The 21,677-nt window shown below is 62.4% G+C and carries 18 protein-coding genes; 4 read left to right on the forward strand and 14 right to left on the reverse strand.

The annotated features are described in order from the left end of the window. Window positions 1-212 (forward strand): hypothetical protein (locus tag AC1DZU_RS33595; protein WP_477291507.1); only part of this gene is annotated, 212 nt, incomplete at its 5' end. A gap of 26 nt (window positions 213-238) precedes the next feature. Here AC1DZU_RS33595 and AC1DZU_RS33600 read toward each other — a convergent pair. From AC1DZU_RS33600 to AC1DZU_RS33665, 14 genes are all read right to left on the reverse strand, one after another. After that, a complete protein-coding gene (locus AC1DZU_RS33600; protein ID WP_477291509.1) occupies window positions 239-538 on the reverse strand; it encodes a DUF4242 domain-containing protein in 300 nt (99 codons plus the stop codon). Between the two features lie 185 nt (window positions 539-723). Continuing rightward, complete coding sequence (locus AC1DZU_RS33605) at window positions 724-2,523, reverse strand: winged helix-turn-helix domain-containing protein (protein ID WP_477291511.1); 1,800 nt, start codon at window positions 2,521-2,523, stop codon at window positions 724-726. A 193-nt stretch (window positions 2,524-2,716) separates the two neighbouring features. Continuing rightward, complete coding sequence (locus AC1DZU_RS33610; RefSeq protein WP_477291513.1) at window positions 2,717-3,787, reverse strand: adenylate/guanylate cyclase domain-containing protein; 1,071 nt, start codon at window positions 3,785-3,787, stop codon at window positions 2,717-2,719. Between the two features lie 3 nt (window positions 3,788-3,790). Further along, a complete protein-coding gene (locus AC1DZU_RS33615; protein ID WP_095091295.1) occupies window positions 3,791-4,285 on the reverse strand; it encodes a Rab family GTPase in 495 nt (164 codons plus the stop codon). A gap of 13 nt (window positions 4,286-4,298) precedes the next feature. Beyond that, entirely contained in the window at window positions 4,299-7,274 is a 2,976-nt protein-coding gene (locus AC1DZU_RS33620) for an OmpA family protein (protein WP_477291515.1), read from the reverse strand. A gap of 94 nt (window positions 7,275-7,368) precedes the next feature. After that, a complete protein-coding gene (locus tag AC1DZU_RS33625; protein WP_095091773.1) occupies window positions 7,369-8,034 on the reverse strand; it encodes a hypothetical protein in 666 nt (221 codons plus the stop codon). A 527-nt stretch (window positions 8,035-8,561) separates the two neighbouring features. Next, a complete protein-coding gene (locus AC1DZU_RS33630; protein WP_457153784.1) occupies window positions 8,562-9,548 on the reverse strand; it encodes an ABC transporter permease in 987 nt (328 codons plus the stop codon). A gap of 88 nt (window positions 9,549-9,636) precedes the next feature. After that, window positions 9,637-10,611: an ABC transporter permease gene (locus AC1DZU_RS33635; RefSeq protein WP_477291518.1), complete on the reverse strand. Its 975-nt coding sequence runs from the start codon at window positions 10,609-10,611 to the stop codon at window positions 9,637-9,639. Continuing rightward, entirely contained in the window at window positions 10,608-12,182 is a 1,575-nt protein-coding gene (locus AC1DZU_RS33640) for a sugar ABC transporter ATP-binding protein (protein ID WP_477291520.1), read from the reverse strand. Before AC1DZU_RS33640 ends, AC1DZU_RS33635 begins: the two co-directional genes overlap by 4 nt. A 213-nt stretch (window positions 12,183-12,395) precedes the next feature. After that, on the reverse strand, window positions 12,396-13,445 hold the full coding sequence (locus AC1DZU_RS33645; protein ID WP_477291522.1) for an ABC transporter substrate-binding protein: 1,050 nt from the start codon (window positions 13,443-13,445) through the stop codon (window positions 12,396-12,398). A 163-nt stretch (window positions 13,446-13,608) separates the two neighbouring features. Beyond that, window positions 13,609-14,523, reverse strand: a complete 915-nt coding sequence (locus AC1DZU_RS33650) for a sugar phosphate isomerase/epimerase family protein (RefSeq protein WP_477291524.1) — start codon at window positions 14,521-14,523, stop codon at window positions 13,609-13,611. A gap of 38 nt (window positions 14,524-14,561) precedes the next feature. Next, window positions 14,562-16,100, reverse strand: a complete 1,539-nt coding sequence (locus AC1DZU_RS33655; RefSeq protein ID WP_477291526.1) for a mannitol dehydrogenase family protein — start codon at window positions 16,098-16,100, stop codon at window positions 14,562-14,564. Further along, entirely contained in the window at window positions 16,097-16,879 is a 783-nt protein-coding gene (locus tag AC1DZU_RS33660) for an SDR family oxidoreductase (RefSeq protein WP_477291528.1), read from the reverse strand. The genes AC1DZU_RS33655 and AC1DZU_RS33660 overlap by 4 nt, the downstream gene beginning before the upstream one ends. Before the next feature lie 78 nt (window positions 16,880-16,957). Beyond that, entirely contained in the window at window positions 16,958-17,845 is an 888-nt protein-coding gene (locus AC1DZU_RS33665; protein WP_477291530.1) for a MurR/RpiR family transcriptional regulator, read from the reverse strand. Between the two features lie 124 nt (window positions 17,846-17,969). Between AC1DZU_RS33665 and AC1DZU_RS33670 the strand changes: the two genes are divergently transcribed. The 3 genes from AC1DZU_RS33670 (at window position 17,970) to AC1DZU_RS33680 (ending at window position 21,465) form a co-directional block, all read left to right on the forward strand. Beyond that, complete coding sequence (locus AC1DZU_RS33670) at window positions 17,970-19,154, forward strand: Gfo/Idh/MocA family protein (RefSeq protein ID WP_477291532.1); 1,185 nt, start codon at window positions 17,970-17,972, stop codon at window positions 19,152-19,154. 94 nt (window positions 19,155-19,248) lie between these two features. Further along, a complete protein-coding gene (locus AC1DZU_RS33675) occupies window positions 19,249-20,235 on the forward strand; it encodes a L,D-transpeptidase (protein WP_477291534.1) in 987 nt (328 codons plus the stop codon). A 345-nt stretch (window positions 20,236-20,580) separates the two neighbouring features. After that, the gene (locus tag AC1DZU_RS33680) at window positions 20,581-21,465 is read left to right on the forward strand and encodes a helix-turn-helix domain-containing protein (RefSeq protein ID WP_477226813.1); all 885 of its coding nucleotides are present in this window, start codon (window positions 20,581-20,583) and stop codon (window positions 21,463-21,465) included. Window positions 21,466-21,677: the final 212 nt, after the last annotated feature.

The following is a 21,677-nucleotide window of genomic DNA, read 5'->3' on the forward strand; positions in this document are numbered from 1 at the left end:
CGTCGAAGGCCTATGTCTTTCAGGATATGGTCGGGCAGAGCGCGCAAAGCCCTCTCGGTTCTGCGGACCTTCAGCCCAATCGAAACATGCTTGAGGTAGTGAAACATCGTTTTCTCCATTCGGTGGGATTCGCGGCGCTGGTATGCGGGCAGGCCGCCTCCACGCGCCGTCTGTTCATTGCCTGTTGGTTGCGTGATGCTGCCCCAGGCTGATGACGTGAGGCAGCAACTGGACTCCGTCAGGCGGCCGCTGTTGAAATCGGATCATTTTGAAGGATGACGGTGTCGGCCACCGGGTAGAATTCCTCCCCCGGCATGCCGACGCGCTTGGCGTGATCCCGGATGGCCTCGCCGTCTTTCGCTTCGTAGATGCAGAAGGTGCCGATGCGCCCATCGGGTTCATTCACCACGTAACTGCGGATCCAGCGGACCTGGCCCGGCATCTGTTCCTTGGCGACCTTTGCTGATTTCGCGCCGGCGGCTTCGAGTTCCTGCAGAGATGCCCAAGCGCTAGGGCGACGGATGACATAGAGGTTCATGATTTTCCCTTTCGCTATCGCGCCAACTCATCGGCGCTGCTGATTGCCATGCGTGTCTGCATGACAGGGAAAAATTACCTCCTGAGGGGACTGACCGTCCTTATCTCAACCTTATCCTTGGCTGATCTTCGCCCTAGCTCGGTCGGGAAGACCGTAGCTCATTGCAGCAGGCAAGCGAGCGGCTTTCAGGTAATGAGCTCTTGCTTGGGACCATCGATGAGCGATTGGTTATCGGGCAAAAGGCTGTGGCGAAGCAGTGCGGCTTCTTCGTTTAGGCGCTGTGATCCCAGGTGAAGGGCCGATCTTTCTGCGGCTGTGATCTCTACTTTCGCGCCGCTGACGTCGCCCGAGCTGAGCAGAGCTCTTGCCAACTGCAGGCGAATCCTCGCCGCATGATAATCGACGCCGGCGCTTGTCCAGAGTTGCCGGGCCAATAGCAGAAGGCGATTTTTATTCGGGTCGTCTGGCTTGCAGAGTGCAGCCTTTGTTTCGGCTATCAGCGCCTGCGTCGCCGGTTGTCGCCAGCGTTGTGGCTGTGCATCGATTTCGGCGAGATAGATTGATGCTTGGTTCGAGCGTCCGCCGCGTGCTGCAATGCAGGCTGCATTGACCAACAGGTTTCCACGCCGCTGAAGATGGAACCATGACGCCCCTTGTAAGACACGGTCAATTGCAGCGAGCGCACCTTCCAAGTCGCCGGTTTCAAACAATAGCAAGGCATTGCCCGGTTCCGCATCCCAGCCGAGTGCATAGGCCTGATCGTAGTCAGCTCGCGCCGACGCGAGATCGCCGATCATGGCGAAAATATCGCCACGGACCCGAAAGCCCTCGCCAAGCGACCAAGATTCCTCTGCAGAAAGTTTAGGAAGCGCCTCATTTATGCAAGCCAGGGCCTCAGGCAAAATCTGTTGCGCCGCAACCACTTCGGCACGATGAAGGTCACAGGCTCCCGATGTTTGGGCAAAGCTTGCGGTGCACCAGCTTTCAAAACCTTCACTCCACTGGCGAGCACGCGACCAATCGGCGAAGGTCCTGCAACTCCAGAGGATGTTGCAATAGACCAAGCTACCGGTGATCGGGTCCACCTGACTCGACAACGCGATCGCCGCCGCATGGTTTTGCTGCTCATTGCCCTCCTCGATCTTGCCAAGCGCCAGATTGTAAAATCCCTTGTAGGTCAGCGTCAGGGCTCGCAGGCCAGGGTCATCGCAATGTTCAGCTATCGAGTGGGCGGCTGAAGCCAATCGAAGCGCTTCCTCCGGGCGGCCGGCTGAGGATGCAAGACGTGACTTCATCCACAGCAGATACGATTCCGTGCTCGCGTCGTTGGACTGAGAAAGAAGCGAAGCAGCACGTTCCAGCCATCCCTCCGCAACGGCAGCCGCTCCCCGTTCGGCTTGGATCTTGGCCAGTGTCACAGCGGATCTGGCCGCGCGCGGCGAATCTCCAGCCTCGATATGAGCAGCAACGGCGCGGGTCAGCACAGGGATCGCCTCGGTCGGCCGCCCTCCGCATTCAACCACCAAGGCCCAAAGATCGATATCCGCCGGAGAGAGAGCTTCAAGATCCGCAAGACCTGCGAAGAGCTTTGCAGCCGCGCTCCAATCGCGTGCCGCCGCCAGTCTGCGGGCCTGCGCAAGGTTGTCGTCCCCAGAGAACGTGGCAGGCCGCACGTAGCCCAATCCTGGCTCATCGATGGCGAAGCGATAGCCGTGGCGGACGTAGCTGTGTATCGCGTCCTGCAATCCGCCTGCTGCAAGCGCCTTGCGTGTAAGGCTAACCACCCGCTGAAGCGAAGCTTCTGTCACAATGACATCCGGCCAAAGAGCGTCCATCAACTCCTCTTTGGGTACAACTCTGCCTGCGTTGCGAACCAGGTACACGAGCAAGTCAAAGACAAGCGGCTGGATTTTCTGCCCAACGCCCTCAAGGGACAATCTGCGGGCAGCTTCATCAAGTTCGAATTGTCCAAACGAATGGTGCATCGCCGTTTTCCGATGCTGCAGTCTACCTTATCGGTCTCAGATATGGGAGCGGCCCCGTTCTAGTTGATGGCAGCCCGACTTAAGCTTGCAAAGAGAGGCGCCCGTGACTGTCATTCTTGTGGTTCACGGAGCGTGGTCTTCTGGGTGGGCTTGGCACTTGGACAATACGAAATCGCCCAGGACAAGCGGCAAATCAGGCCCGGAGCCGCCACATTCGCACACGACCTGTGCCCCGCAATTCCGTTTCCTCGAGTGGGTCGCAAGCGAAATCTGGTCCAAGCAGTGTGTGAGTTGCATCCGAAATACGGATTTCATCGGGCTCGGCGGACGTTTGAATCCGTGCGGCGAGATTGACGGTGTCGCCCCACAGGTCATAGGCAAACCGCCTTTTGCCTATGACGCCGGCGACGATTGGTCCTGAGTGAATTCCAATTCTCAGTCTTAGCGGTTCTCCTGCAAAGCGTTCGCGCCGACCCGCCTTGCGCAGTTCAAGTGCATAGTGCGCAAGGGCTTCCGCATGATCGGATCGCGCGGCGGGCAAGCCAGCGACCACCATCACACAATCGCCGATTGTCTTGATCTTTTCGCAGCCATATCGTTCCGAGAGCTGATCCGCCACCTTGAAGAAGTAATTCAAGATAGCGAGCGTCGTCACGGCTCCGACGCTGCGCGCTCTTTCTGTAAAACCGACGATGTCGGCAAAAAGCACACTCACCTCCGCGTGGTTGTCCGCAATCTGTTCGTGTGCCTTTAGCCGCTCCGCGATCGACGCCGGAAGAATGTTGAGAAGCAGGGTTTCGGCGCGCTGGTATTCACGCGACAATCCCTCCTGGCTCTCCCTCAACGCCTCGTTCGTCGATCGTAATTTCTCGTTGAGTTGACGCTCCCTCTCTTGCAGGAGCGTCATTTCATAAGCCTTCTGTTGAAGCCGCTGCCTGTTGTCGCGTTCGGCGGTGGCGTCAAGAACGAGCAGCCACACGCAGTCATCGTCAGCAAAAAGATGAAGGTCCGCGACACGCCCGCCGGGCAGTTCGACCATGGCCATATGAAATGGAAGCTCCGTACAAGGCAGCAAGCCTTCCATGAATTCAAGCTGGTCGCTAACTGGTTTGCCAATGCGAAGTGATGAGAGCCCGTAATGTTTAAGGTTGCCGCCCTTCGCAGCTATGCAAAGCTCTGCGTCAATTTTCAGATATGCGACAGAGTGCTCACGGTAGAAGAAGTTGAAAATCCAGCTTCTGACTTCTCTTGGCAATCCATGCATGGTCTATTCGGTGACCATCGAAGCAAGCTGGCGAAACGCATCATCGACACATTCACCCGAAAGCGCGCTTGTCAGATAGATTTGCCATCCAAGTTGCCTCAGTCCGTCAATCTCACTATCCGGTATTGCCCACCGATCGGCCAGATCGGATTTGTTGAACAGCAACACGAACGGCATAGGCCCGAATTCGGCCTCGACCCGCTCGCGCAGCGTGAGCGCCACGGCAAGGGTAGCGGCGCGGGTTCCATCGACGACAAGCACGAGCCCGGTCGCACCTCGCACATAGCTGACGCGGAATGAGCCGATATCGTCTTCGCCGGCCAAATCCCACAAAATCAGATCCACAGTTTTATCCGGGAGTACGACACTCTTCTTGTCGATTTTCACTCCCACCGTGGTCAAGTAGGTTTCCGAAAAGATGCTTTGCACGAACCTGCGCACCAGGCTCGTCTTTCCGACAGCGAACCCGCCCAACATGCAGATCTTTTTTTGCAGCATCGTGGGCCCCGCCCTAGTCCAGGTTTACCGTAACCGAAACCCGGCGATTGGTGGAGCTACCAGTTTGAATATTTTCAGGCACCAACGGCTCAAAAGTTCCCGCGCCTCGAACCAGCAGCAGTTCCGGAGGGACGCCGCGCTTGTTGAGAAGCGCGCGAACTGTCTCGGCGCGGGCGGCGCTGATCGACGCGTTGGCCGTCTCACGGCCAGTGGCGTCCGAATGCCCGGTTAACATGAACCGCGCTGTTACGCCTGACTTGCGGGCATTCTGGGCGAATTCCTTTATTTGATCCGCTAACCTGTCGAGAACCGGCACCTGCTCTGGCCCCGGCACAACTTTGCCGGAAGAGAAGAAAATATCGGTCGTCTGTATGGCTTCTCTTAAATAATTAAGTTCTGCAAGGTTCAGCTCACGCAGCTGCGAGACATCCAGAACCACTCCGTCCGCCGAAAGTTGCTCGGAGGCGGCCTGCGCCCGAGTGATCCAGGCGGCAGGAGCCTCACCCACGACAACGATGCGACCCTGGACGATCGAAACCTGAACCGATTTCGGCGGGGTCAGCGACGCCGTCAGCCGCTTCACCACGAACTTCGGATCAAGGCTCTGATAGAATTGCCACTGTGAATGAACGCGGGCAGGATCAACCTCCGTTCCGGACAGCAGAGCTTGCGGGTCGGCGGCAAGCGGGTCTCTCAGGCCGGAAATGTAGAAATGTCCACCCCTCGCCGTTTGTTGGGCGACTATGATTCCCGGTTGGGCCTCAAGTCGCGACACATAATATTGCCAGTGCTCTGCCGCGCGTGCTTCGGGGCTCACATCACGAACCTTGGAGATGTCGAATTCCGGTCCGCCTGCCGAAAGCTGTCGGGCTGCTGCGCGTGCCTTATCTATCCAGGTGTCGGGAGCCTCACCCTCGGCAACGATGCGACCGTTGACGATTGAAAGTCGTACTGTATCCGGCGGATACAGCGACGCTGTCAGCCGCTTCAAAACGAACTCCGGCTCGAGGCTCTGATAGAATTGCCACTGCGAATGAACCCGGGCGGGATCGACCTGCGTTCCGGACAACAGCGACAGCGGGTCGGCGCCAAGCGGGTCTCTGAGGCCGGCAATATAGAATTGGCCGCCGCGTATCTTTTGTTCTGAAACGATGATGCCCGGCTGGGTCTCCAGTCGCGACACATAGGCCTGCCAGCGCTCCGCCTCGCGTGCTTCGGGGCTAACATCACGAACCCCGGAGATATCGAAGACCGGTCCGCCTGCCGAAAGCTGCTGGGCGGCGGCCTGCGCCCGGGCGATCCAAGTGTCGGGAGCCTCACCCTCGGCAACGATGCGATCATTGACGATTGAAAGTCGTACCGAATCCGGCGGAGCCAGCGACGCCGTCAGGCGCTTCAACACGAACTCCGGCTCAAGGCTCTGATAGAATTGCCACTGCGAATGAACCCGGGCGGGATCGACCTGCGTTCCTGACAACAGCGACTGCGGGTCGGCGGCAAGCGGGTCTCTCAGGCCGGCAATATAGAATTGGCCATCGCGTATCTTCTGATCTGCAACGATGATGCCCGGTTGGGCCCCCAGCCGCGACACATAGGCCTGCCAGCGCTCCGCCGCGCGTGCTTCGGGGCTCACATCCCGAACCTTGGAGATATCGAAGACCGGCCCGCCTGCCGAAAGTTGTTGGGCGGCGGCCCGTGCCCGGTCGATCCACGTGTCGGGAGCCTCACCCTCGGCAACGATGCGACCGTTGACGATTGAAAGTCGTACTGTATCCGGCGGGGCCAACGACGCCGCCAGCCGCTTCAACACGAACTCCGGCTCAAGGCTCTGATAGAATTGCCACTGCGAATGAACGCGAGCGGGATCGACCTGCGTTCCGGACAACAGCGACTGGGGGTCGGCGGCAAGCGGGTCTCTCAGGCCGGCAATATAGAATTGGCCGCCGCGCATCTGGTGTTCCGCAACGATGATGCCCGGCTGGGTCTCTAGTCGCGACACATAGGCCTGCCAGCGCTGCCCGGCTTGCCAGGAAAGAAAGAACCAACCGCCTGCCGGTACCAAAACCAGCAGGACTGCAGCCACCACCAGCCACGGAAATCCCTCGTTCGAATCCTCGTGCTTCAGTTCAACACAGGTCTGTAGCTGCGCCTCTACGCCGGCCAACTGCGAACTGTCGCCGTCAAACTGCTCTAGAGCTTCTGAGCTCTCATCGTGGATGCGAAGCAGTACGTCGCGAATTATTTCATGTAATTCCTCTGGCGGATTTCCGCGGATCACCGCAACCAAGGTCGCAAACGGTCCAACTTCCGACCAAAGACGAAGCTCCCCGAAACGAATAGTGTCCAGTCCGCTCTGTTCTTTCTCGTTGAATGAGTCTTTTACAAAATCTTGAATTGCACTAAGCATCGAAGAAATTAGTTGAGGGTCTTCGCTCGTTGCATTTTCGGCGGCTACATGTGTAATCAAAAGCCCGGAATTGCGGTTAATGAGAAAGACATGCTCTACTTGATAGGATAGGGAGTGTTTAAGGACAACTTCTGAGAAGCTCGTTCCGGTCCTCCAAGCTTCAAATCTCCACTTAAGTCCATGCCAGGTAAATATATGCCTCAAAGATTCATTCAGCGACTGAAAGGTCTGGTCGATCTTTTCGCCGATCGACTTGCGAATAGCCGGCAGAAACACCGGGTATAATATATCCGTCAGCGTGCGCGGGTTCTTCTGGATGGACCGTCGCACGGCCCGCTCGACAACTGGCGCAAAGGCCTCGCCGAGTTGCGAATGAGACGCCGATGCGGCTGCGCTAGGGAGAACGTCCCCCACTGCGGCCGCAAGCTGCTCGGGTTCGTCGAGCAGGTGCGTAACGCGTGAAAGCTCAGAAATTTCGCGGCCGACCAGCAGCTCGCGAAGCGTGTCCATGCGATGATCGGCGGCTGGAACGTCGAAATGCGCATGATTGTCTGGATCGACGTTCCGGGCAATTTCGACCAACAGCCTAGCCAGAGCCTCGCGATCAATCTCGGTATCGTTCGAGGCTGTACTTTGAGGAAGGTTGACTGGGTCGACGGTTGACGTCAAATTCCGATCAACTCACTTTCCAGCTGCGTTCCGAGTTGTTCTTGTTACCGACGGGATCCTGATTCAGACATTTTGCAACCTCGACAAACAGGCCAGCCAAAAGATTTCGATCGGTCTTGACGTTGCTGAGATCGGAGAACATTTTCTCCATGATCATCTGAACGGTTTCATTCTTTTGCTTGATATCCTCACGCAGCGAATGATCATTTCGATTCATCCGATCCGCAACATCGCGCTCAAGCTCGCTCAATTGATCCGACAACGCACGCACCTGCTTTTCAAGCGCCTGATTTTGCTCGCGAAGGTTCCGGTCAATCTCCTTGTCGGCCTCGGCTCGTGCGTCTTTTTCGTTCCGCAATTGCGCCGCAAGCGATTCGACCTGCTTCTTTGCATTTGACTCGTACATTTCGAGATTGCGCTTGGCCTCGGATTCGACATCCTTGAAACGCTGCAAGAACCGTTCTTCAAGCTTGGAAAACCGGCGGTCATAGTCCTGCATCTGGTTGCCGAACAGCAGATCGCGTATCTTGTCGACACCTACAGCGTCGCCGGAGCCTCCGCCCTCGCGAGCCTGGGCCGCCATGAAGTTCAGCCCGTTACCCTCTGCATTACCCATCAGATTTACGTCCGCTTTAACTGCTGGAGAAGCGGCATTCGCAGATTCCTTGGCCATCTTTTTGCCCCAATTGCCATAGTGCAAAACTCGGAAACAGATAAATATGTCAGTAAATTAGCTAGGCCGCAAGCTGGAATCTTCCTAGCTTAAGCCGATCCCAGTGTCCCCTTTTTGCCTCTTGGACCAGCAACAAAGGCACGAGTTCCGATTGGTGTCACTCTTGTATTTCTTTGTAGTGGCGGCCAAAGCCGGCTAAGCTAATCGCCCGTTGGACGAAATCTACTTGCCAAGGGAGTGAGACAAAGTCGGCTATAGCTGCTGGAGCGCAAATAAGCGTCCAAGAGTCTTTCGATCCATTGCAGATCGCTGACCTGTCGGCGCACATACTGCCTCACATCCAGGTGTATACTGCGACCATCGGATTGCGATGCGGGCCCAAAGCTGGAAGGAAGGGTCTCCTTTCGGGACGGAGAATGGCTGTTCGAAAATGCCGGGGGACAGCGACCGTTGTCGGCGCAAAGCTGCCTCTTGCCTCTGTGGCCGAAACGCGGCGTGACGTGGACATTCGGTATCGCGCCCACGCCCTACCGCTCCTCCACGATCCGCAAATACGCCGCCGTCACGAACAGCACGATCAGCCCGAACAAGATCCGCCTAGCCCCTTCCGGCATTTGCAGGATGGTCAGAAGCGTCGTCAGCACTGTGAGGATCAGGGCGCCGATGATGGTGCCGGTGTAGCCGCCGCGGCCGCCGAAGATCGAGGTGCCGCCGATCACCGCTGCGGCCACCGAAGGCAGCACCAGCGGTTCGGCGAGCGACAGGGAGGGGGCCTTGATCAGGCCGATATAGAGCAGGCCGGTGATGCCGGCGAGCACGCTGGAGATGACGTAGAGCGCCGTGATGACCTGCCAGTATCGCACGCCGGAGAGGCGGGTCGCGCGCTCATTGTCGCCGACGGCGTAGAGCAGGCGGCCGAAGCCGGTGCGGCTGAGCGTGAAGACGATGAGTGCGGCCAGCGGCACGAACAGCAGCAGCGCGTTGGGGATGCCGTACGTCAGGCCGGTGCCGAGCCAGGCAAGGAAGTCGGGGATTTTGGCGCCCGACGCGATCACCGTGCGCTGGTAGACCTGCAGGCAGCCGGTGCCGATCAGGCTGGTGCCCAGCGTCATGATCAGCGGGTGGACGCGGAAGACGCCGACGCCGATGCCGTTGACCAGTCCGATCAGCACGGCCGGCATCATCGCCAGCGCGAAGGCCACCGCCGGGTCCTGGTTGACGATTTGCGTGGCCATGATGAAGGCACTCATCGTCGCCACCGTGCCGATCGAGAGGTCGATGCCGCCGGTCAGCATGGTCATGGTCTGGCAGCCGGCGAGGATCGCTAAGGGAATGGCGAATTTGATGGTGTTGGCGATCCAGCGCTCGTTGACGATGCCGGGGCGCAGGATCTGCAGGATCACTACCAGGATGACGAGCAAGATGATCAGCGGGATCAGCGGCCGGTCGGCCATGAAGCGCTTTACGCGGCGGCCGAAGGGGACAGGTTGGGGAGAGATCGCGGTTGTGCTCATGACGCTCGTGCTCGCGATTGGTTTCGCCCGATGTTGGTTCGGTTGACGGGAGGGGAGAGTGCTCCACGACGCCCCATTTCATGCCCGCTCATGACTGCCGGCTCCGCATGGTGATGAAGGCGCCGAACATCACCACGGCGACCATGATGGCGCCTTCGATGATGGCGGTGACATTGGGGTCGATGGCAAGCAGCGTCAGGTCGGTGCGCACCAGCCGCAGCACGAAGACGGCGACGATGGGGCCGAGGAGGCCGCCCTTGCCGCCGCCGAGTGCGACGCCGCCGAGAACCACCGCCGCGACGCTGGCGAGCAGATAGGGGCCGGGAATGGGCGCGCCGATGCCGGTGCTCATGGTCAGCGCCAGCCCGCCAAAAGCGGCGAACAGGCCCGACAGCGCATAAGCGATGATGCGGGTGCGTGCCACCGGCACGCCACTGCGGAACGCCGCCAGTTCGCTCGAGCCGATGGCGTAGATGGAGAGGCCGAGGCGTGATCGCCTGAGCGGTATCCAGATGATGCAGAGGCAGACGATGAGCAGCAGCAAAGCCTTGGGCAGCCAGGCATCGATGCCGTCGGGCAGGCCGGGTATCGGCACCGTGCCCGAGATCAGCGCCTTCAGCCATTCGGCCGCCGCACCGCCCGGCGCATCGAGCACCAAAAGGGCAGCGCCTTGCAGCACGAACAAAGTGGCCAGTGTGACGACGATGTCGGGCACTCGGGTGACGACGATCAGCATTCCGTTGATGGCGCCGAGCACGAAACCCATGGCGAGCACGAAGGGTACCACGAACAGCGCGTATTCTTCGCTGGCGCCGTTCATCATCGAGGCAGCGGTGACGCTGGTCAGCGCCATCATGGCGGCGACCGACAGGTCGATGCCGCCGGCGATGACGACGACGGTCTGGGCGGCGACGGCGAAGGCGTAAGGCAGCACGGCGCGCACCAGCGAGCCGAAATCGCCGCTGCCATAGGCCGGCTGGATCAGTCCTGTGATGATGAACAGGACGACGAAGAGGACGAACAGGCCGGTGACCCAGCCCTGGCGGCGCAGGAAGTGGCTCATGGCGTCGCCCCCGGCGTGTTCGAATCCGAGGAACTCGTGCTCTCCGGGGAAGAAGAGTGGGGGTCGGCCAAAATGCCGATGTCGGCCTTGGCGCCGCGCGGCAGGCCGTAGGCGGCGCGCATCAGCGCCGGCTCGTCGGCCTCCTCGACCGGGAAGATGTCGACGACGCGGCCGCCGAAGATGACGATGACGCGGTCGCAGACACGCTGCACCTCCTCCAGTTCGGAGGTATAGAACAACACGGACTTGCCGTGGCCGGCGACCTCGCGCAGCAGTTTGTAGATCTCCTGCTTGGTGCCGACATCGATGCCGCGCGTCGGGTCGAAGCACAGCAGGGTCCGTGTGTCGGCGGCGATCCAGCGGGCGATGGTCACCTTCTGCTGGTTGCCGCCGGACAGGCGCTGGACTTCCCCTTGCGCGCGGGTGTCGATCTGCAGCCGTTCGATGGCGCTGACCACCTTGGCGCGCTCCTGGCGCATGGCAATTGGCCCCCAATTGCGCAGGGCGGCGCTGAAGGGCAGCGCGATGTTCTCGCGCACCGAGCGCTGCATGGCCAGCGCCTCGGCGCGGTCGCCTGGCACATAGGCGAGGCCGGCGCGGATGGCGTCGATCGGGTGGGAGAATTTCGCCGGCTGGCCGTCGACCTCTATTGCGCCGCCCGATGGACGGATCGAGCCGGCAAGAGCGGCGAACAGCTCGTCCTGGCCCTGGCCCTCAAGCGCGACGACGCCGGCGACCTCGCCATCGGCGAGATCGAAAGAGACGTCGTTGAGCTTGGTTCCGACGCGCAGATTGCGCACCGCCAGCCGCGGGCGGGCAGGGGCAACTGCGGCCTTCTGGCTGGCGCTGCGGGCGGCGACATGGGTCTTGACGATGCGTGTGCCGAGCATCAGCTCGACGATCTTTTCCTCGACGCCGGGCACGATGTCGACGACGCCGACGGTCTCGCCGTCGCGCAGTACGGTGGCGCGGTCGCACAGCGCCGAGATCTCGACGAAGCGATGCGAGATGAAGATCACCGCGCGGCCGCTGTCGCCCTGGCGGCGCACCACTTCCAGCACCTTTTCGGCAAGGTTGGCGGGCAGCGCCGCCGTCATCTCGTCGAGCAGCAGCACGTCGGGCTCGACGGCCAGCGCACGCGCCAGGTCGAGCACGCGCAGCACGGCGAGCGGAATGTCGCGGGCTGCGTCGCGGATATCGAGATCGGGAATGCCGAGTTCGCGCACCCAGGCGCGGAACGGCTCGACCGGCGTGCCGGTCAGCCTGAGATTGGACAGCACGTCGAGATCGGGGATCAGCGACGGCTCCTGGTAGACGGGTAAAAGGCCGGCGCGGCGGGCGGCGGCGGGCGAGCGTATGTCGCGGGCCTCGCCACGGATCAGGATACGCCCGGCATTGGCAGGAATAGCGCCGGTCAGGATCTTCACCAGCGTCGACTTGCCGGCGCCGTTGGCGCCCATCAGCGCGTGCACCTCGCCCGGCAGCACCGAAAGCGATGCGTTGCGCAGCGCGGCAACGGCGCCGTAATTCTTGGCGACGCCGGTGGCGTCGAGGAGCGGGTTGCTGGTCAAATCGTGTGGTTCTCGGGTTGCGTGCTCGGATCACTGTGAATGTCAGCGCCGCCCCTCACTGTCCTGCCGGACATCTCTCCCCGTAAACGGGGAGAGAGAAGCTGTCCGCAACGCCGGCGACGACGTCCCTCTCCCCGTCTCTATACGGGGAGAGGATGCCGGCAGGCAGGTGAGGGGCGGCGCCGACCGACGGCCGTTAGCGAAAGCCCAGACTTACTCGCCGGGGCCCTTGCAGGCTACGATCTGGTCCTTGGTGTAGGTGGTCCAGTCCGGGATCGAGATCGAGACCGGCCATTCGGGGCTCAGCGAGGGGTCGGCCGCGGCCTTCAGCTTGGCTTTGCCTTCGTCGGTGGCGTTCTCCCACAGCTGCGGCTCGACCAGCACGGTCTGCTGTGCCGGCTTCTTGCCGTCGAGGATCTGCAGCGCCAGCGTCACTCCAGCGCCGCCGATCGAACCGGGGTTGGTGACCGCGGCGCCGACGAGGCCCTTGACCGAGCTCAACTGGCCGACGAAGCCGGCATTGTCGGCACCGACGATCGGCACCAGCGGCGCCTGCGACTCGACCAGCGCGTCGACGATGACGTTGTCGATGCCGGAGGTCCAGATGCCGTTGATCGGCGTTCCCGTCGAGAGGAAGGAAAGGATCTGCTGCTTGGCCTGGTCCTGCTGCCAGCCGGTGAAGACTTCCTGTGCGACCTTCACGTCGGGGAATTCGGCCAGCGCCTTCTTGAAGCCCTTGTCGCGGTCGCTGTCGGCAGACGCGCCGGCGGCACCGCGCATGTAGAACACCTCGCCCTTGCCGCCCATCTGGCCGAACAGCCATTTGGCGCCGAGATAGGCGTACTGCTCCTGGTTGTTGGAGATGATGTAGGCCGACGGTTCGGTGACCGCCTGGTCGACGGCGACGACGACGATGCCGGCCTTGGTGGCTTCCTCGAGGCCCGCCTTGATGCCGGCCGGATCGGCCGGGTTGACGACGATGGCGTCGACCTTGGCGCTGATCAGGTTGCGGATGTCTTCCAGCTGGCCGGCCGCATCGGTGTTGCGGTGGGCGATGTTGAGCTTGGCGACCTCGCCGGAGGCCAGTGCCTGCGCCTTCATGGCGCAGACCATCTCCTCGCGCCAGCCATTGCCCTGCACGGTGTTGGAGATGCCAATGGTGTATTTGCCCGCGGCGGACGAGGCGCCCACCGAGGCCAGGAAGGCCGCGCCGGCAAGTAGTGGGATGATGGGCAGCGGGACCATGGTCAGATATTTCTTCATTTCAGACTTCCTCCACATTGTTTTTCAGTTCAGTTCCAAGCCGTTAAACCGCGTCGCGCAGAAAGAGATTCACGCGGCGCGCCTTAAGTTCTTGTGCTTGTTCCGTGCATGTCGTTGTCCCAAAATCGCTCCTCCGCGCTTTGGGCGACATGTATTTGCGCCGTCATTTCACGAACGGACGCAGCACGTCGCGGGCAAGCAGAAAGCCCCGCTTCACCTGATCGTCGCTGCCTTCAAATCGCCTGTCCTCGTGTTCGATGATGATGGGTCCGTCATAGCCGGCCCGGTAGAGGCCGGAGAAGAAGCCGCTCCAGTCGACATCGCCGAGCCCCGGCATGCGCGGCACCTGCCAGCCTATGCCAGCCGAGAGGATTCCGCGCTCGTAGAGTCCATCATGATCAATCATCAGGTCCTTGGCGTGGGCATGCAGCATGTAGGGGCCGAATTCCCGGATGAAGCGGGCCTGGTCGATCATCTGCCAGACCAGGTGCGAGGGGTCGAAATTCATGCCGATATCGCCGCCCCAGGCTTCCAGGATGCGGCGCCAGACCTGCGGCGAATAGGCGATGTTGTGCCCGCCCGGCCACTCGTCATAGCTGAAGATCATCGGGCAGTTCTCGAAGGCGAGCTTGACGCCATGGCCGCGCGCATGGGCGACGATTTCGGGCCAGATCTTGAGCGCCTCCTGCCAGTTGACGTCGACGGTCTTGGCGGCATCGCCACCGCAGAAAGTGTTGACGACAGTTACGCCCATATTGGCGGCCAGCACGATCACCTTCTTCAGATGGCCGATGACAGCCTCGCGGTGGGCGGCGTCGGGGTGCAGCGGGTTGGGATAGTAGCCGAGGCCGGAGACCGAGAGGTTCTTCTCCGCCAGGGAGGCGACGATCTCCCTGGCCTGCGCGGCGGAAGTCGAGGCGGCGTCGATGTGGCTGGTGCCGGCATAGCGGCGGCTGGCGCCCGACGATTTCGGCCAGCAGGCGATTTCCAGCGCCTCGAAGCCGACGGAGCTTGCCCAGCCGGCGACCTCGCCAAGCGGCGTCTCCGCGAAGGGTGCGGTGAGCAGTCCAAGTTTCATCATGCCTCCCCTGGTCGCGGCCTCACGACCGAGTTCCACTATGCCGATTGTACCGGCCGCTTCAACCGTACGGCCTCGCCCTGTTCCAGACTGTGCCTGACGGCGGCCATCGGATCGTCCGACAGCAGCTCGCCGAGCGTTGATGTGACGGACCTGCGGAACACATCGTTCGCGGCAAGGCCGGGCTCGAAAATCGTGTCGATGGCAAGGATGCCGGCCACCAGTGCCTGTGGATCGCGGCCGGTTGCGTCCGATATGTCGGCGACCTTGCCGGCATAGGGGTCCGACACCGGCCAGCGTTTGCCGAACCGTGCCGAGGCCTGGATCAGATAGGCCATCCAGCCGGCGACCGGGAGCGCCAGCAGTGCGATGCTTTGGCCCTGGCTCAGGCGGTCGCGGATCGGGTTGAGCAGGCGCTGGACGATCTTTTGCGAACCGTCGGTGGCAATCTGGTGGTTGCGGTGGCGGATCGCGATATTGCGCAGCCGGCCGAGGCTCTGCGCGACATAGGCCAGCGGTTCCATGCCGGGTACCGGCAGCAGCGTCGGCAGCGTCTCCTCGACCAGCATGCGCCGCACGAAGGCCAACAGCAGCGGGTCGGCGATGGCATCGAATGTGTGTTCGAGGCCAGCCAGCACGCCGAGCGTGGCGAGCGTCGTCTGGGCGCCGTTGAGCACCCGCATCTTGAGATGCTCGAACGGCGTGACGTCGTCGACGAAGCTGGCGCCGACCCGATCCCAGCGCGGCACGCGGCCGGCAAATTTCTGCTCGATCACCCACTGCCGGAACGGCTCGCCGACTACGACCGCGGCATCTCGGTAGCCGAAACGCTGCTCGACGCCGTCGAGGTCGGCTTGCGTGACCGCCGGCGCGATGCGGTCGACCATGGCCGACGGGAAGGCGGCGTTGGCCGAGATCCAGTCGGCAAGGCCGTTGCCGCGCCGTTCGGCAAAAGCCTGCACGACATTGGCCAGGATAGTGCCATTGGCCGGGATGTTGTCGCAGGAGAGCAGCGTCAGCGGCCGGCCATGTGTCGCCCGGCGCAATTCCAGCGCCCGCGCCAGGAGGCCGGGCACACTGCGCGGCGTCTCGGGGTGGGCGAGGTCGTGGACGATGTCGGGATGGTCGAGATCGAGTTCGCCGCTGGACGGGATGTGGCAATAACCTTTCTCGGTCACCGTCGTCGTCACCAGCTCGATGTCGGATGAGGACAGAATGTCGAGCGCGGGTGCGGCACTCGCCTGGCTGTCGACGACCTCTATGATGCTGCCGATGACGCGCGCCTCGACATTGCCGTTCTCGCGGATCAACCGCGTGTAGAGACAGCCTTGCCGGCCAAGTGTGTCGTCAAGGCTGGGTGGCCGGATGTTGATGCCGACGACGCCCCAGCGGTCGAAATGGCTGGCCAGCAGATCGTCGGTGTATTCGGCCTGGTGACAGCGGTGGAAGGCGCCGACGCCGAGGTGCGCCATGCCCGGCGCGAGCGCCGCGCGGTCATAGGCCGGTTTCTGGACGGCGGCAGGCAACCGGGCGAGCAGCGCCGGCCCAAGTGTCTCGGGGGAGGCAGCAGCCCTCACCGGTTCGCTCCGATCACCCACTGTTCCTGGTCGACCAGCGTGCCGGTCATCGGTCCGGCCGCATCGGAAAGCAGGAAGACGGCGAGGTTCGCCACATCGCTCGTCGAGAACAGGCGGCCGAAAGGCTGCGAGGCCTTGGCGGCGTCGAGCCAGCCCGGACCGTTGCCGAGCGTCTCGGCCTGCATGGTGCGTTCGGCCGGTGTGTCGGTCCAGCCGACATTGATGCCGTTGACGCGGATGCGGTCGAAGCGATGGGCGTTGGCGGCATTCTTGGTCAGTGTGGCCAGCGCGCCTTTGGTCGCGGAGTAGACGGCGAGCTCCGGCGAGCCGCAATGGGCATTGATCGACAGGATGTTGACGATGGCGCCGCCCTGGCTGCGCTTCTTCATATCGGCAATCGCCGCCTGCATGAGGAAGAATGGTGCGCGCGCATTAACGGCGAACAGCGCTGCCCAGTCATCGAGGTCGGCATCGAGGAAGGACGCGCGGTCGGTCAGGCCGGCGGCGTTGACAAGGCCATCGATGCGGTCGAAGCGATCGATGCAGGCTTGCGCCAGCAGGGCAGGGGCTTCGGGGTCGGAAAGGTCGGCGGCGACGAAAACCGTGGGCGTGCCGAGCCGCGAAAGCTCGGCTGCCACGGCATCGCCGCGCGCCTTCTCGCGACCGGTGACCAACAGACCACCGACGCCTGAACGCGCAAGCGTTTCGGCAATCGCTCGGCCAATGCCTTGCGTCGCGCCGGTGACCAGCACCACCTTGCCTTTGAGCTGAAGCTCCATTCCTCCTCCCGGAACAAAGTTTCTATTTTTCGAAATATGGAACGTCAATTCCCGGCAGTCAATTGTGCCAGCAGCGCCTCATTGGCCGCGGCGCGCGACGACTGCGTGGACCAGCGCCATGCCGACGGCCAGCGACGCCGCCAACGAGCGGAAGCCGGCAAAGTCGGATTCGACCACCTCCAGCCAGGTGTCCGACAGCCGGATCAGCGGGCTGAAGGTGCTGTCGGTGATGGTGACGATGCGGGCCTCGCGCTCATGTGCCACCGCGACGAGGTCGGGCGTGATCGAATTGTAGGGGCTGAAGGACACCGCCAGCACGGCGTCCTGCCTGCCGATGCAGCCGACCTGGTCGAGCGCGGTGGAGCCGACATTGTCGACCAGCACGTTGCGCACGCCCTGCTGCGAGAGCGTCAGCGACAGATAGGTGGTGACGGGGAAGGCGCGCTTGGAGCCGATGACATAGATCAGGTCGGCGGCCGCCAGCAGCGTCACCATCTTCTCGAAACTCTCGATGTCGAAACCGCTTTCGACGCGGCCAAGCGAGGCCTGCGAGGCGGCGACCATGCCGTGCAAGAAATGCAGATCGGCGTTGGGTTCGGTCCGCTGCTCGCCGCGTCCCTCCGGCCACGACCCCTTGATATGGTCCTTGAACAGACCCTGGAAATCGGAAAAGCCGGCATAGCCAAAGATCTGGGCGAAGCGCACCAGCGTCGAGGGCTGCACGCCGGCCTGTGCCGCCACCTGCGCGATGGTGCCGAGCGCGACGTCGCTCGGATGCTGCCACAGGAAGATGGCGACCTGACGCAGCCGCTTGGGGAAATGCACGGTGCCGGACGACAGCACCGCGCGCAATTCCTCATAGGTCTGCGGCTGGATGTAGCCGAGTGCCGCCAGCGAGCGTCCGCGTTTGCGGGTCGCCGCCTCGTCGGCAACGGACCGTCCCGATGTTTTGCCTGCCCCACTCATGATTTCAGGCTAGCGCGGCACGATCGTTTTACAATATGGAAATTGGAAATCGGGTTCGAAAGCGCTGGCGGCGTCATCGGCTTGCACCCCTCAGAAATCGCCTGTCCGGAGGAGTTTGAAAATCATGGTCTATGCAATATCGGACGGCTCGATACGCGAACGCTTGCGGGTTGGTATGGTGGGCGGCGGCCGCAATGCCTTCATCGGCGCCGTGCACCGGCTGGCGATGCGCCTTGACGACCAGATCGCACTGGTCGCCGGCGCGTTGTCCTCCGACCCGGAGAACGCCGCCGCATCGGGCGCCGAGATCGGTATCGCGCCGGAGCGCAGCTATGCCGATTATCGCGTGATGGCGCAGGCCGAAGCCGCGCGACCGGACGGCATCGAGGCCGTCGTCATCGTCACGCCAAACCATCTGCATGCACCAATCGCGACAGCCTTCCTCGAAGCCGGCATCGACGTGATCTGCGACAAGCCACTGTCGACGACGCTGGCCGACGCCGAAGCGCTGGTGGCGCTGGCGCGGGCGAAAAAGCGCCGCTTCGTCGTCACCCTCAACAACACCGGCTACGCCATGGTCCGCCAGGCGCGCGAGATGGTGGCGGCGGGCGAACTCGGGCGCATCGTGTCCGTGCATGGCGCCTACATCCAGGACTGGCTGACCAGGCCGATCGACGCCGAAGGCCAGAAGCAGGCGGAATGGCGCACCGATCCGGCGCGCGCCGGGCAGTCGGCGGTGCTGGCCGATATCGGCGTGCATGCCTTCAATCTGGCAAGCTACATCTCGGGCCGTGAGGCCGAGGCGGTTTCGGCCGACCTGTTCACCGCCGTGCCGGGGCGCCGGCTCGACGACAATGCGCATGTACTGGTGCGCTGGACGGGCGGGGCGCGCGGCACGATCCTGGCCAGCCAGACATCGCCCGGCCACTACAACGATCTGTCCGTGCGCATCTATGGCGACAAAGCCGGGCTCGAATGGTCGGGCGCGCGGCCGGAGGAACTACGCTTTTCCCGCTACGGCGAGGAAACCCGCACGCTGGTGCGCGGCGGCCATGGCTCAACCGAAGAGAGCCGGCGCGTGTCACGCATGCCGGCGGCGCACCCCGAAGGCTACATCGAGGCCTTCGCCAATTTCTACCGCGACGCCGCCGACATCATCCGCGCCCATCGTTCAGGTGGCGCCGTCGATCCGGCGCGCGCGGCGCAGGTGCCTGACGTCGTCGATGGCGCGCGCGGCGTGAAGTTCGTCGCGGCGGCGGTGGAGTCGAATGCGGCTGGTGGAGCGTGGACGCAAGCCCGGTTCGGGTGAGAGCGAGGCGCGACCCGATCCGCCCAAACATGACTGCTTCTATCCGGGCCGGAAAGCCTCTAGACTGACGGCTGGTCATGACGAGGGGGGCGGCATGGGGCTCGACAGACGGCATTTGGTGCTTGGCGCCGGCGTGCTGGCGTTGTTGCCGGCGGTGCGAAGCTTCGCCGCCGAGACGCTTGAGGACATCAAGGATCTCAAGCCCGGCGAGTTCACCTGGCATCCGGAGCGCCAGAAGAAGGGGCCGGTCGCCATCATCGTCTCCTTGCCGCAGCAACGTGTGCACGTCTATCGCAACGGCGTGCGCATAGCGGTCTCGACCTGTTCGTCCGGCAAGCCCGGACATGAGACGCCGACCGGCATCTTCGTCATTCTCCAAAAGGACAAGGACCACAAGTCGAGCACCTACAATGATGCGCCGATGCCGAACATGAACCGGCTGACATGGTCGGGCATCGCGCTGCATGCCGGCAATCTGCCGGGCTATCCGGCCTCGCATGGCTGCGTGCGGCTGCCGCTCGCCTTTTCCAGCAATCTGTTCGGCATCACCCATATCGGCACGCCGGTCATCATTTCGGGCGCGCGCGGCGACCCGGCCGAACTGACCAATCCCGGAATGGTGCTGGTTGGCTGCGCGGCCGGGCAGTTCCAGAACGTCGTCGCTTCCAAGGACGGCCACAAGCGCGCCGCCGACTGGGTCGAGCCGGAGGATTTCCCGGTCACATCGATCATCGCCTCGTCGGGCGACAAGCAGATCATGCTGATCGAGAACGGCGTGGTCGTCGCCCAAGCGCCATTGACCATCACCGGCTCCGGCGGACTTGGCAGCCATGTGCTGACCTTGCAGGTGGCGGGAGCCGCCAATGACTGGCAATGGGTCGACATCAGCCGCAGCGCCAGTTCCGGCTCGTTCTTCAACAGCGAGCAAGACATGCTCAAGCGGCTCAGCACGCAAAGGAGCTTCCTCGACGCCATGCAGGCGAGGATGCATCCGGGCATGGTGATGGTGCTCACCGACGCGCCGCTTCATCCCGACAGCCGCTCCGGCCAGGACTTCGTCGTTATGTCGGCGCCGGACTGAGAAGGTTCCGCTTACGGCGATCGCGCACGAGGCGGCTTTGACCCAGCTTGCGTCGCTTGATCCGAGGCGGATGGGCTGGGAGGGCAGGTTCAACAGGGGCAGTTGCCTGGGCCTGAACCATGCGCGTTGCCGTCAGCCGTGCTGATCCCATCCTGCCCGAATATTGCCTTTCCGTGTCCCTATCCCGGTTAAAAAAGTATCATCCGTTGCCCTGAATCGTGGTGGCGCCTCCTGTCATGAGCCGGTAGCGTGGTCTCGAAATGCAGAGCCGAAACCAATTCGGCCGGTTTAGGGAATGTGGGCCGAATGCGGCGACGATCCGTGCCGGCCCGGGAGGAAACGGACATGGAACCGGACCTGGAAGTTGTCCAGATACGACGCGGTGAGTCCTTCAAGGCGTGGTCGCATGGCTACCCCTTCCACACCGTGCGCTGGCATTTCCATCCCGAATATGAACTGCATCAGGTGATCTTCACCAACGGCCGCTATTTCGTCGGCGACTTCATCGGCGAGTTCGAGCCGGGCAATCTGGTTCTGACGGGGCCGAACCTGCCGCACAATTGGGTGAGCGATATCCCGAGGGACAGCTCCATTCCGCTGCGCGGCCGGATTATCCAGTTCTCGGAAAGCTTCATTGGCGACGCCATGCATGTGCTGCCGGAACTGGCGGGGCTCGGGCCGCTGCTCGAGGCGTCGCGGCGCGGCGTGCTGTTTTCCAGCCGCACCAGCAAGGAGCTGGCGCCGCTGATGGAAGAGATGATGCAGGCGCAAGGCGTGCGCCGCATCGAGCTGTTCATGATGATATCAGGCCTGCTCAGCCGGGCCCAGGAATTCCAGCTGCTGGCCAGCGCCAGCTACCGGCCCGATCCCTCGGGCTACATGACCGCCGGTATGAACAAGGCGTTGGCTTATATCCGTGAAAACCTGACGCAGTTGTTCGACGAGACGGATCTGGCGGCCATTGCCGGCCAGTCGACCGGCGCCTTCTCACGCTCGTTTCGTCGCCACACCGGCATGTCGTTAGTGCAATATGTCAAGCGGCTGCGCATCAACCTCGCCTGCCAGATTCTGATGAGCGACGAGCAGGCCTCGATCACCGACATCTGCTACGAGGTCGGCTTCAACAATCTGTCCAATTTCAACCGGCAGTTCCTGGCGGAGAAGGGCATGCCGCCCTCACGTTTCAGGCGCCTGCTGGCCGACAACATCAACGCGGGAAAAGCCGCTTAACGGAGGAGCCAGGGAGGAACCAAGGGAGGAACCACAATTTTTCGCCTGACAACGTGGCCCGCATAACGCGGTCCGCGATGGAGAGCGCTTGTCCTAGAAATCCTTCGTCAGCGGAGGATGTCGGCGCGGCCAAGAGGCCGGTGCCGGGCCCTGGTTCCCAATTGCAGTTGGGGCGAGGGCGGAGGCGTGTCTTCGCAACAAAGCAGTCAACG

This window comes from Mesorhizobium sp. P2_A12 (genome assembly GCF_056405075.1).

Bases quoted from the DNA above. Each gene is read 5' to 3' on its own strand.
- AC1DZU_RS33600 (WP_477291509.1), bottom strand. From the start codon at position 538: ATGAACCTCTATGTCATCCGTCGCCCTAGCGCTTGGGCATCTCTGCAG.
- AC1DZU_RS33605 (WP_477291511.1), bottom strand. From the start codon at position 2,523: ATGCACCATTCGTTTGGACAATTCGAACTTGATGAAGCTGCCCGCAGA.
- AC1DZU_RS33610 (WP_477291513.1), bottom strand. From the start codon at position 3,787: ATGCATGGATTGCCAAGAGAAGTCAGAAGCTGGATTTTCAACTTCTTC.
- AC1DZU_RS33615 (WP_095091295.1), bottom strand. From the start codon at position 4,285: ATGCTGCAAAAAAAGATCTGCATGTTGGGCGGGTTCGCTGTCGGAAAG.
- AC1DZU_RS33625 (WP_095091773.1), bottom strand. From the start codon at position 8,034: ATGGCCAAGGAATCTGCGAATGCCGCTTCTCCAGCAGTTAAAGCGGAC.
- AC1DZU_RS33630 (WP_457153784.1), bottom strand. From the start codon at position 9,548: ATGAGCACAACCGCGATCTCTCCCCAACCTGTCCCCTTCGGCCGCCGC.
- AC1DZU_RS33635 (WP_477291518.1), bottom strand. From the start codon at position 10,611: ATGAGCCACTTCCTGCGCCGCCAGGGCTGGGTCACCGGCCTGTTCGTC.
- AC1DZU_RS33645 (WP_477291522.1), bottom strand. From the start codon at position 13,445: ATGAAGAAATATCTGACCATGGTCCCGCTGCCCATCATCCCACTACTT.
- AC1DZU_RS33650 (WP_477291524.1), bottom strand. From the start codon at position 14,523: ATGAAACTTGGACTGCTCACCGCACCCTTCGCGGAGACGCCGCTTGGC.
- AC1DZU_RS33660 (WP_477291528.1), bottom strand. From the start codon at position 16,879: ATGGAGCTTCAGCTCAAAGGCAAGGTGGTGCTGGTCACCGGCGCGACG.
- AC1DZU_RS33665 (WP_477291530.1), bottom strand. From the start codon at position 17,845: ATGAGTGGGGCAGGCAAAACATCGGGACGGTCCGTTGCCGACGAGGCG.
- AC1DZU_RS33670 (WP_477291532.1), top strand. From the start codon at position 17,970: ATGGTCTATGCAATATCGGACGGCTCGATACGCGAACGCTTGCGGGTT.
- AC1DZU_RS33675 (WP_477291534.1), top strand. From the start codon at position 19,249: ATGGGGCTCGACAGACGGCATTTGGTGCTTGGCGCCGGCGTGCTGGCG.
- AC1DZU_RS33680 (WP_477226813.1), top strand. From the start codon at position 20,581: ATGGAACCGGACCTGGAAGTTGTCCAGATACGACGCGGTGAGTCCTTC.